Origin of the sequence: Flavobacterium psychraerolatum (assembly GCF_025960985.1) — a bacterium.
In the GTDB taxonomy this organism is placed as follows: Bacteria; Bacteroidota; Bacteroidia; order Flavobacteriales; family Flavobacteriaceae; genus Flavobacterium.
In genome coordinates this window covers 1-12563 of record NZ_JAOQMX010000070.1, presented here as the reverse complement: position 1 = coordinate 12563, position 12563 = coordinate 1, and the positions used below count along the sequence as shown (strand labels likewise).

Here is a 12563-nt window from a genome sequence, read left to right as displayed (position 1 = left end):
ACATTTCCTGTGTTTTTCACGTTGAAAGTATACGTAATCTTATCGCCTACTTTGGCATTGGTTGCATCGCCGTTGTAAACTCCGGTTTTAACAAAGGCAATCTTAGGAGTTTGATTTAATGACGTTGCCGTACAGGTTAAACAGGTAGATAAGACTGGGCAAGTTGTACAAGGATCGGGGTCTGTTGAATTTGCAGTAACAGTTGTTCCAAAAGAATCTACAACTACTACAGCTTGGTTGTATACAACACCAGTATCTATATCATTTTGTGTAATTATATGGGTAGCTGTATAAGCTGTTGTGTTAGTTACACCAGCACCTAAACTAGCTATTGGAGAACCAACAAGTGTAGCATTGTTATCTGTCAACGTTACATTGGTTAAAGCTGAAGTTCCTGTGTTTTTAATAGCAAAAGTATAATTGATCTTATCACCTGCACTCACTACACTATCTCCATTTGTATCCACATATAGATCCTCTTTGGTAACTGTAACAGATCCTCCGCTACATTGTAAATTACTACTTCCAATGCCACTATCGTCACTATTTGAAGTATTTACAAAAGCTCCATAAACATTGATAGAATTGATTACACTTGCAATAGAGTTTACTGTTAACTTGATTTCGTCAAAAGGTAAAGTAGTACTAAAACCTATATTATAGCCACCTGGTCCTGATCCTAAAACGGTTCCACCTAATAATCCTAAATCAATAAGGCTTCCAGCTGATTTTTTTTCTTGCAAAACACCATTATTATAAGTCGAAATAGTAAGCGATTGCAATAAATTCACCTGTAATAAAGTATTTGAATCAAATATTTTAAATCCTGCAAAAGTACCTTTTGGGTAGGTAAATAACTGATCTTTTACTGAAACTGAGCCTGAAGCTAACACGCCAGCCGTTAGATTTATTTGAGCAAAATCGCTTGTGCTTGGAGTAAGTAAATTGTCTGTATTGTTTACAGCACAACCTACACAAGCAACTCCGTCGATACCACTATTGTCTCCGTTGACTACAACAGGAAATGCTGGATTTGTTAAATCGTATGATTTTCCACACTCAACAATTGGAGCACATAATTTTTGAAAAACAGCATTATATACTTTCACCGTTCCTAAATCTACTGATACTAAATTTGTAAAAGTAATTTGAACTTCATCAAAGGATTTTGTGGTAACAAAACCAATAGTCTGCTTGCTGGTACCTACTAATATATCTGTACCCACAGAAACCAATGCACTACTAGATGATTTTACTTCTTGAGGAACACCTTCTAAATAAGTTGTAATTGTAATGGCACTTAATGCATCTACATTTAATAATGAAGGATTCTCTATAGAATACCCAGCAAAAGTACCCGCTGGGTAATTGGTAATTTGATCTTTGACCGAAATTTTGCCCGAAGCACCTACACCAACAGCCAAATTAACCGAAGCAAAATTTGTTGGGTCTTGATCTATTAAATTCGCTTGACCAGTAACGCTACATAATGCACAAACTAATGCATCAACTCCCGTATTTTTTCCGTTAATAAATACTGGATAATCAGGAGCAGTCATTGCAGTCTTAATATTACAATCTAAATCGGGTCCTGCGCAAAATTTTTGAAAAATGGCATTATAAACTCTAGTTTCAGCCAAACTTACACCTGCCGGTTTTGTGATGGTTAACTTTACCGCGTCAAATTCTTTTGTGGTAACAAAACCAACTTTATTACGTCCAGTAGAACTAAGAAGTCCTACATCTAATAACAAATTATTAGATGTAGAACTTTCTTGAAAAACGCCATCTTTATAAGTAGACAAACCAACATTACCGATAACCGATAAATCAAGCAAGCCACTATTTTCTATTTCGAAACCAGCATAAGTACCCGCTGGATAATTTGTAATTTAATCTTTAACTGCAATGCTTCCTGTCGCCAAAACACTAACACCTAAGTTTATCGATGCATAATCGGATGTACTCGAACTAATCAGATTATCTGTATTGCTCAACCCTCCTGTCGCAATACCGGTAACCCCAGTATTAGTTTGATCAACGATCACAGGATAAGTTGGCAAATTCATAGCCGTACTCTTGTTGCAATCCAAATCTGGACCTGCACTATATTCTCTTATTACTGCATGAAAAATATTTGTTGTACGTGCAGCACTTATAAGACCCGTAATAGTAATACTAACTCTATTAAAGGGTGCAGTGGCATTTCCTCCTAATATAGAGTTACCACCATCCAAAAGCGACAACAAACCTGAGTTGTCAAATGTATTTACTAAGCTATTATTATTATAAGTCCTAACAGTAATACTCCCTAGCAAGTCTAATACACTTGAACCTTGAATTTTGAATCCTACAAAACTACCCGCATCATAAAGTGTATTGCTATCTGCAACCGTAAAGGTATGCGATCCACCAAGACCTACAACAAGAGAACTAGTTGCAAAATTAGATGTATTATTATCAACTAGATTACCAACATCATCATAACTACATAATAAACATCCCAACCCTCCTCCTTGTGTGACACTTGCTGTCAATCCACTAAAATTAGCACCGTTTACTAGGGGAACTGGGATTTCGGAATTATAAATTTGTCCATTCGAATTAATAGACAATAAAATCATAGCAACAAACAAAAATAACTTACTCCATTTAGCTGTAAGCATTTTTTCTTTAACAGGATTTCCGATTTTCAAAAGAGGGTAATTTTTCTTCATAATTTAGAGCTTTAAGTTCTAACTAATACTAATATTTAAGAGGCTATAATAATCTTCTATTAGACAGAATACTTTGCAAAAATAAACAAAAAATCAGATTAAATACATTTTTAAACGATAAAGTTCGCTTTTATGTAAGACAAAGTAAAAACAACCTGTACGAACACAAGATTGATTGAAATTTAAAATAGCAGGAAAAGTACTGTTTTTAAAAAAAAATCAGATTTTCATAAAAAGAGAAGTAAAAAAGAATTTTACATATATTCAATTGTAAGGTTCTTTTGATGTTATTACTGCAATTATAGTTGTAGTTAAGTGAATATTTTAGCTATAAACTCATCATTCTTAAAAAAAATCATCTTAGAAAAAATTGTAAATAAATGATCTATAGATTATATCTGATGAATTCAAAAATAGATATTATAGCAGTAATAACTCATGGTAGGATTACCTAAGAGGATGCTTAAACAGCCACTTTTCAAAATAAAACATAGTGTTTCAAACACTAAATTAATTTGAACATTCTCCATACGATACGTGCTTTAAAAAAATGAGCCATGAAAATAATACAATCCGTTTAAGTGCTATCAAAAAGTAAGGAAACTAGAATGAAGAGAGGTATATTTATCTCTCTATTAATAAATAAAAAGGTAAATATAGCAGTTGAAAAAGGTTTAACTCATTCCTAATCTATTATAGTTGATAGTACAAATACATTGTCAAATTAAGTCCATTGACTGCAATTGAATTATTGAGAGAACGCCAAAAATCACTTATAAAAACAGTTTTTTTTTATATAAAATACATTCAAAGGAAGCAAAACCGAAAATGAAATTGAAAAACATTTGAAGTATTCAAAAGAATTAAAAATAGGTACAGAAAAGGAATAGTCTCGTAAATTTAATACCTGCTGCTAAGGAAAAAATTTCACCGGTTTAAAAAATACAAAACACTCAAAACTTAACTTTATAAAAAACAGATATTAAATAATTCATTTGACTCTTGAGAATTCCTACTTTCTTTCAAAATCCATTCGACTGTGACTGAAGAATGCAACATTGCTGCAGTTGTAATTCTATGAGCTTTACTAACAATGATACAGATATAAATATCACAGATATGGGCTAATCAGGTAAAAAATATTAAAATTTGATGCGGACAAAATAGTATAGTAGTAAGCTGCCTTAATGAATAGCACCCGACTTTAGGGAACATAAAGATAAATCTGAAGACCCTAAAAATACTGATCGTTTTATTTATCCTGCAAGCAAGTATCAATATAAATAACACGTCAAAAAACTAAAGATAATGGAGTTCATCAAATAGTCACATAGTTTTTTGATGTTTAAAAGTGTAGAACCTACTCATTAAAAAAAGATTTTACAAAGATGGAGATAAAACAAAATCTATTCGGAATCAATACTATCTAAATTACAGCAAGACCTAAAAGATTCTCAAGACTTAGAATACAACAATGAAAAAACTATTCATCAATATAGATTTGAAACAAAAATTAGTGAATTAAAAAATATACAAAGTTATAATCGAGCAATATCATGTGGCATTACTATATGAAATAGGATAAGAAAATAGGCCCTACAGCTTACATTAAAAACAAAAAAAAGCTTATAACGAATCTTTAAAATTCAGTTATAAGCTTTTTTTTTAGTATTTAAAAAGGATAATAATCAAAATAAAAGCTATATTTCATTACCCTCATTTACCCAAAGTCTCTTAAAAAAAACAAATTTATTACTCAATAGCTGTAACAATAAATTCACTTCTTCTATTTAATTGATGTTGCTCCTCGGTGCAATTAGATGTATTAGTTGGTTCACACCCACACTCATTGACTAATTGAGACTCACCATAACCTTTGGCAGTTAGTCTACTAGCTGCAATACCATTATTAACTAACCATCCCATCGTTGACTTAGCGCGTCTATCAGACAAGGCTTCATTATATTTAGCAGTTTGTCGACAATCTGTATGTGAACGGATATCGATTTTAACTTTAGGGTACTGCTGCAAAACATCTAATATTTTCTCTAACTCTAAGGCTGCATCCTTTCTGATTTTTGATTTATCTAAATCAAAATAGATCATTTTTATATTAAAACATTTTGCAAGATCTGCTCCAACAATTAAGTGACAACCATCTTTTGTTAATGTAAGTGGCAATGTTGATTCACCCGATTTGTTTGCAATAATCGTTATATCTTCATTTGATTCATAATGTTCTTTTTTAGCCTCAACAATGTATGACTCTCCACATTTAACTGCAAAAGTATAGTATCCGTTTGAGTCACTTATCGTGCTCCCTAACACCTTATGATCTTTATCATATAAATTAATAGCAGCTGCACCAATTACTTCGTTGGAGTCTAAGTCACTTACAACACCAGATAAACTCTGGTTACAAGGTACCTCAGTAAACTTGTAAATATCATCATAACCGTGCCCGCCTGGTCTATTAGACGTAAAGAAACCTGTTTTACTAGTACTATCCATCATTAAGGCAAAATCATCTTGCGCACTATTAATTGGCATATTTAAATTGGATACTTCTCCAAAACTTAGAACTCCGCCTATACCAATTTTGGCACGATAAATATCTAATCCGCCTAAACCAGGTCTACCATCAGAGGCAAAAAACAATTCGTTGTTCTCTGCTATAAATGGAAAAGTTTCGCGGCCTTCTGTATTGATAGAACGTCCCAAATTAATAGGTGTAGAGTACGTTCCATCACTATTTATCGAAACTTTAAAAATATCTGACTGACCTAATGTACCTTTCATATTTGAAGCAAAATACAACTCCTTGTCATCTGGGCTCAAGGCAGGATGTGCAATACTATAATTATCACTATTAAAGGGCAATTCTACAATGTTTTTCCATTCTCCATTATCAGCTGTCGCTTTGTAAATTTTCAACAGAGTAATTCTTTCTGTATCTTTACCTCTTTTTCCGTCTAGATAATTGTTACGTGTAAAATACATAGTAGTCCCATCTTTAGTAAAAACTGGAGTAGACTCATGGAATATAGAATTTACTTTTCTACTAAAACGCACAGGTTGACTTATTTTTCCATTAGACTGTACTTCTGCACTGTATAAATTGGTAAATGATTGATTCGTCCATTTGAAAATCCTTTTTGAAACACCTACTGTATCCCTCGCTGAAGCAAAAACTAAATTATTCCCAGAAAAGGCAGTACCATAGTCTGAAAATTCAGAATTTATACCAGCATCTTCTATAATGAATCTTCCAGAATTTGATTTGATATCTTCTAAATAATTTTTATCATTGCTATACAAAATAGCTCTTTGGTCATTGGCAGATTTTTTATTGAATAGTGCTATAATTTTATCTGCTTTTTTATATTCCCCAATAGATTTCAAACTTTGTGAATAACGGTAACAATATTCAGGACCCTGATCTTCATTCATCTCAAATAATTCTCCATACCATTTTGCAGCCTTTTCTAAATTAGCATTAAAATAATAGGCATTTCCTAATTTTTGAAACATCTGCTGATCTTTATATCCTTTATCAGCAATACGTTCATAAGTGGCAATTGCTTCTATATAAGAATATCTTTCATATTGCTTATCTGCAGCAGCCACACTAGCTTTTTGCGCAAAATTATGCTGTATAAATAGAAAGAAAAAAGTGCTAAGTATAATTTTTTTCATTTTCGTTTTATTTTAATTTTAAAAGAATCTAGGCGATACAATTCTATCATATTTATTAAACAATTCGTATCTCAAAAAGATCTCATGTGATCCACTGTTATAACGTGCCAATTGTGTTGTTTCTAAATCATACCCATAACCTATAAACCAAGAGTCTGACACCTGAAAACCGACCATTGCACTTACTGCTGCACTCCAACGATATGCGGCTCCAATAACGAATTTATCATTTATTAAAAAATTTGTAGACAAATCAACTTGTAAAGGGGCTCCTTGTGTAACTTTGGTTAAAATCGAAGGCTTAAATTTAATATCTCCAGTTAAATCAAATACATGTCCTGCAGTTAAAAAATAATGTAATTTTTCTTTGGAAATATAACTTGAAGCACCATCACTAGCGTATTTATCAAAATGTTTTGTCTCTAACATATTAGGAATAGAAAACCCAACATATGTATTATGAGAGTATAAATAAATACCCGCACCAATATTTGGTGATAATTTATTATCAATACTACTTTCAAAACTTTTATCTGTGGGAGTCAAATAGGTTAATTTACTAAAATCAACATTCAATAAATTTACAGATCCCTTTATACCAAAAGATAATTTAAAAGTTTCTGAGGTCTTAATATTATAAGAGAAATTAACCCCAAAATCTGTTTCATCAGACGGTCCTATTCGATCGTTTAAAACAGAGACTCCAATACCCATATTGCCCCCATTGATTGGTGTGTGCATAGATACGTTATTAGTCACTGGTGCCCCATCCAATCCTACCCATTGGGTACGATGCAAAGCAAAAATGCTCATTTTATTTCTCATTCCTGCATAAGCAGGGTTAATCGCCATAGTATTATACATATATTGAGTAAACTGCGCATCTTGTTGAGCGTAACTTACACTCGTAAGAAATACTAAAATTAATAGGGATAATTTATTTTTCATCTTTTTTAATTTAAAACCTGAGTGCTAATAAAACTAGCACTCAGTAATTTTACTTTTTATCTATTTATATACAAATAACCTGCTTTTTGATACCCTTTTGATTCACTATCTTTATAACTTAAGATATAATAATAGGTTCCCTCAGGTAATTCTGAAGATTGTGATATTGTTACCCTACCTTCTGAAACTCCTCTAAAAGCTCTATCTGTATTATTATAATGATCACGCTCAAAAACTAAGACCCCCCAGCGGTTATAAATTTCCACCCTATTGTCTGGGTAACACTCTAAACCTCTAATGTAAAACACATCATTATCACCATCTCCATTAGGAGAAACACCAGACAATGGATCAATTACACATCCTGTAACACCTAATATTGTAGGTTCATCTCCAATAGCACTAGAATTATCTGATCTATCCATAACAAGAGTTCCTTTTGGAGTCACCCCCTGAACTTCTGCTTGATTAACAACAAACCCTTGATTAATGTCTGACTGCATCAAAGCATAATCAGCATAATAGGCAGTAGAGTTAATCTCTCCAGGGTTTAAGGTTAATATTGGAGAACCAAATAATTTTATATTCGGTAACAAATCTGATACTACAATATTATATAAAGGTACATCTCCTAAATTTCTGATCTCAAAATTAAAACGAATAGTCTCTCCTACTTGAGCAAACCCATCTTTATATTTATCATCCTTAAATTCTGCCGTTTTAATCAATGAAATATTTGCATTCTCTTCTAATATAATTGTTATAGTCGCAGGACTCAAATCTACCAAACCTCCATTATCATTTGCTACTACTGTAAAACTTGTGCTGTCTGAAGTGTAAACTAAACTTGGAGTAAACTTAATTTGATTATTTTGACCCAAGGTAATCAATTGCCCTATAATTATTGGGATTCGATCTAAAGTTAATATTCCCGACAATGGATCCGGTAAACTTTTAATTGTATACCCAAAGATTTCACCATCTATGTCTGAGCCAGTTAATGGACTAATTGCTTGCTCTAATCCATTTTTAAATATACTACTATTTACTATATCATTTGTGGTTGGTGGTATATTCGTTACTGGAATATTAATAATGGATGGATTACTTACAAAATTACCATTATCCGTTACTGTATAAGCAAAACTTGTGTTTCCTGTAAATCCAGCTGTTGGTATGAATTTTAATCCAGCTGCATCTATAGCGCTAAGGGCTGTGTTTGCTGTCACTGGCGTTGTTCCATCTTAGGTACAAGATTCCTTCGGTTGTCAATGGTAATGTTGTTATACTATAACTTGCTATCGTTCCATCTGCATCGCTTCCGGTTAAGGCTGCTACTGCTTTTGCTGTTCCATCATTTACAATACTTGGTGACGCTGTTAATGTAGCTACTGGTGGCGTCATTTACTGAGGTTACTGTGATTACTTCTTCTGCATCATCTGTTAAGATACCATCGGTAATAACATATGGAAATCTTACTTCTCCCTTGTAATTAACTGCTGGGGTAAAAGTGATTACTCCCCCTGCTGTTATACTTACCGAATCATTGGTTACTGCAATCTGGATCGCTATCGCCTGTAAATGGCGATAACGTTACTACCTAAAATTAGCGAATAACAGTGTATCAACATTATACTTTATACGAAATTCGAGATGTTAAAAAGCCATGCAAAAATCACATAGGACAAAAAGCTAATATTAATGAATTTGTAACTGGAAGAAATGATAATCTACAAATTGACTATTAAAACAAAGAATTAGAGTCAATATTCAACCAAAAAGGTATAAAATAGTAAAATATCATACTTTATCCACGCATGGTAATATCACTTATATAAGGACTATAAGTAATAAATTTTAGAACACTAAAAACCCATGATTTTCAGCAATAAATTTTAGTAAATTGATAAATATCACTTTGAATTAATGAAATACGCAACAATCAAATTTAAGTAAGCAAAATGATATATTCGAAATATATTAAACTAAAATAGTATGTAAAAAAAAACGAAAAGACACCAAACAATTACTTTTGATGAAAGACAAAAGCAGTCGTTCAATACAGAACAAAATCAAAAAATTAGTGGGCTTTAATATCGAAAATTTATATTCAAAAATATCTGTTTCAAACTAAGATCACAAAAAATAATGAAATTTAAAATGATCTTACATTAACCGTTAGTGAAGTTACTAAATAAAATCGTTGACCTAAATATGCAAGACCAAGGTATTACAAATTCAATTTTTCAATATAGTAATAGACCATCTACTTCAACTAGAGTAATCAATTAAAGATAAATAACAGACTTTTAAGATTTGAAATTTGTAGTATCAAAAGCATACTTAAATCAGATTTTTAAAGAACGCTACTATCCATTTTGAAACATAATTTTATTTGAATCAAATAGATAAGAGAATAGCCTAGTTAAGAAATATAAAACTCATTACTAGAAAAATCGGGGTGAAGTAATCCTGTTGAATTTATTAAACAATTCATAACGAAGAAAGATCTCGTGCGACCCTGAATTATAGTTAGCTAAATTAGTTGTTTCCGTATCATAACTATATCCGATAAACCAACTTTTTGTAGCTTGAAAACCAACCATAGCACTAACTGCTGCACTCCATCTGTATGCTGCACCTATCATAAATTTATCATTAAACATAAAATTTCCTGATAAATCTACTTGTAGTGGAGCCCCCTGCACTTCCTTGACCAATAACGCTGGCTTAAATTTTAAGTCAGGATTTAAATCAAACACATGTCCAGCTATTAAATACAGATTCATAATTTCTTTGGCGACGTGACTATTTGCATTACTTGTCCCTGCAGATCTATCAAAGTGACTGGTCTCAAGCAAACTAGGAATTGAGAAACCAACATAACTTTTATCAGAATGCAAATAAAGACCGAAACCTATATTAGGTGAAAATTTATTATCAATGTTATTTTCAAAGGTATAATCGTTTTTATCATATTGGTTCAATCTTGTAAAATCAATATTTAATAAATTGGCAGTAGCTTTTAATCCAAATGACAATTTATAATTATCTGAAGTATTAATACTATAGGAAAGGTCTACCGATATATTATTCTCATCAGAAGGACCAATTTTATCATTAACAACAGATACCCCTAACCCTAAATTAGTACCCTCAATAGGCGTATTAACAGAAGCTGTATTCGTTACTGGCGCACCATCTAGACCAACCCATTGTGTTCTATGGAGTGCAAATACATTTAATGTAGAACGAGATCCTGCATAAGCAGGATTTATATTTATTGTGTTATACATATACTGAGTAAACTGAGCATCCTGCTGAGAATAACCAATACTAAACACAAGTAAAATCAATCCGAAAATTATTCGTTTTGTTATCATAATCTTATTTATAATATCCCTGAGTAACTTATTACTCAGGGATGATTTATTTATTTATTCAAGTACAAATACCCTGATTTTTGATGTACCACTTTGTCTGAATCAACATACGAAAGGACATAAAAGTAAGTTCCAACTGGTAACCCTTCAGATTGCGAAACCGTTACTCTACCTTCTGAAATCCCTTTAAATGCACGGTCTGAATTATTATAACCTGTTCTTTCAAAGACCAATACTCCCCAACGGTTAAATACTTGAACTGTATTGTCTGGGTAACATTCTAAACCTCCAATTTTAAATACATCGTTTAGTCCGTCACCATTTGGAGAAATAGCATTAAATACTTCAATTCTACAACCTTCAATTGGTACCACTGTTGTTGTGTGTGGATCATCATCTATAATTACTGCATCATCAGAAATATCAGTAACAGGTTGACCTGATGGATACAATACTGTTATAGGGCCATTAGCATTTACAACCGCACTATTGGATAGAGATGCTGATATAATATCCTGTTGATCTATTACATAATACCAAACATAAGTAGCACTTTCTCCTACTAACAACGTTCCAGATGAAGATCCTTGGGTAGAACCCAAAAACTCATAACTCGAAGGCCATGTCGGCATAATATTAGTACCTGTAAAGTTAGTAGTATTCTCATCAATTTCAACATTATGCAATGCAGTATTACCAGTATTTGTGATAACAAAAGTATATTTAATTTGATCACCACTTTCCGTATGACCATTTCCATCTGCATCAATAAAATCTCCTTGTTTAGTCAATGCAATCGATGGGGATTGATTTAAAACTACAACTGTACAAGTAGGACAATCAGCTTTAAAATAAGGACTATCTACCAATATCGGATCAGTTGGATCTACAGAAGGCTCACTTGTAACGATATCTCCAAAAGGACTAACCCCCGTCACTGTGGCAACATTATAAACAACACCACGATCTATATACACCTGCGTTAAAATATAAGTAGCTGTAGCTTTTCCTATATCTCCTGGAGCCAATTTAATTGGTGTTACACCCGATACAGTTACTAAGTCATCATTAATAATAGGAATATCTATTGTAACATTTCCTGTATTAGTTACAACAAATGTATAAGTAATATTATCGCCTACATTTAATCCAGTTATTGTCAAATCGTTATATTGTGCATCTTTTGTAATTTCAAGTTTTGGTGTCTGAGTAATTATTGTCACTGTTGGGTCATCCGGATTACCATCCCCATTAGTGTCAATATCCGTTGGGTTATTAGTATCATCAGATTTATCTTTTACCATTATTCCGAATATATCGGTTGCCGAAACAAGTGCTTGATTAGTTACTTGTCCAGCATCATAATCTGCCTGTGTCAAAGCATAAGTAGCAGTATAAGTGGATACCGCACCCGTTACTATAGATGTAGCAGAAGAACCTTCTTGCGGTACAGTTGAAACATAAGTCACTACAGGTAATATTCCTGTTCCTGTAAAATTGGTTGCAATCTCTGAAATTAAAACATTGTTTAGTAGCTCATTACCCGTATTTCTTACTATGTAAGTATATGTAACGGTACGTTCTATCACATTATATATTCCAGTTTTCTCAATTGCTATAGATGGCTGAGGCAATACAAATATATAAACAGTTGCTACATCAGTAGCCCCTCTACTATCTGACATAGTATATGGAATATTAACAGTTCCAACGAAGCCTACATTTGGTGTAAATACATACGTACCATCTGCATTCAAAACAAACGTTCCTTTTCCTGGGATTGTACTACTTTGTGCCGTAGCAACTAGTGGGTAATCT

General features: G+C 32.5%; 9 protein-coding genes. All 9 read right to left on the bottom strand.

All coding sequences use genetic code 11. The features are described 5' to 3' along the window. Positions 1–1838 (bottom strand): DUF7507 domain-containing protein (locus tag M2326_RS16930; RefSeq protein ID WP_463671347.1); only part of this gene is annotated, 1838 nt, incomplete at its 3' end. Positions 1839–1892: 54 nt separating this feature from the next. Beyond that, complete coding sequence (locus M2326_RS16925) at positions 1893–2717, bottom strand: hypothetical protein (RefSeq protein ID WP_264620731.1); 825 nt, start codon at positions 2715–2717, stop codon at positions 1893–1895. A gap of 1752 nt (positions 2718–4469) precedes the next feature. Then, positions 4470–6413 carry an OmpA family protein gene (locus M2326_RS16920; protein WP_264620730.1) on the bottom strand — a complete coding sequence of 648 codons (1944 nt, stop codon included), beginning with the start codon at positions 6411–6413 and terminating at the stop codon, positions 4470–4472. A gap of 18 nt (positions 6414–6431) precedes the next feature. Continuing rightward, positions 6432–7361 (bottom strand): PorP/SprF family type IX secretion system membrane protein, encoded by a 930-nt coding sequence (locus tag M2326_RS16915; RefSeq protein ID WP_264620729.1) that lies wholly within the window; start codon positions 7359–7361, stop codon positions 6432–6434. A gap of 56 nt (positions 7362–7417) precedes the next feature. Then, a complete protein-coding gene (locus tag M2326_RS16910) occupies positions 7418–8590 on the bottom strand; it encodes a T9SS type B sorting domain-containing protein (protein ID WP_264620728.1) in 1173 nt (390 codons plus the stop codon). After that, positions 8568–8765: a hypothetical protein gene (locus M2326_RS16905; RefSeq protein ID WP_264620727.1), complete on the bottom strand. Its 198-nt coding sequence runs from the start codon at positions 8763–8765 to the stop codon at positions 8568–8570. The genes M2326_RS16910 and M2326_RS16905 overlap by 23 nt, the downstream gene beginning before the upstream one ends. Next, positions 8716–8922 (bottom strand): cadherin-like domain-containing protein, encoded by a 207-nt coding sequence (locus M2326_RS17615; RefSeq protein ID WP_413603279.1) that lies wholly within the window; start codon positions 8920–8922, stop codon positions 8716–8718. The genes M2326_RS16905 and M2326_RS17615 overlap by 50 nt, the downstream gene beginning before the upstream one ends. An 887-nt stretch (positions 8923–9809) precedes the next feature. Then, on the bottom strand, positions 9810–10745 hold the full coding sequence (locus M2326_RS16900; RefSeq protein WP_264620726.1) for a PorP/SprF family type IX secretion system membrane protein: 936 nt from the start codon (positions 10743–10745) through the stop codon (positions 9810–9812). A 50-nt stretch (positions 10746–10795) separates the two neighbouring features. Beyond that, positions 10796–12563, bottom strand: a 1768-nt coding sequence (locus M2326_RS16895) for a DUF7507 domain-containing protein (protein WP_264620725.1), incomplete at its 5' end; no start/stop codon positions are given.

Bases quoted from the DNA above. Each gene is read 5' to 3' on its own strand.
- M2326_RS16925 (WP_264620731.1), bottom strand. From the start codon at position 2,717: ATGAAGAAAAATTACCCTCTTTTGAAAATCGGAAATCCTGTTAAAGAA.
- M2326_RS16920 (WP_264620730.1), bottom strand. From the start codon at position 6,413: ATGAAAAAAATTATACTTAGCACTTTTTTCTTTCTATTTATACAGCAT.
- M2326_RS16915 (WP_264620729.1), bottom strand. From the start codon at position 7,361: ATGAAAAATAAATTATCCCTATTAATTTTAGTATTTCTTACGAGTGTA.
- M2326_RS16905 (WP_264620727.1), bottom strand. From the start codon at position 8,765: ATGACGCCACCAGTAGCTACATTAACAGCGTCACCAAGTATTGTAAAT.
- M2326_RS16900 (WP_264620726.1), bottom strand. From the start codon at position 10,745: ATGATAACAAAACGAATAATTTTCGGATTGATTTTACTTGTGTTTAGT.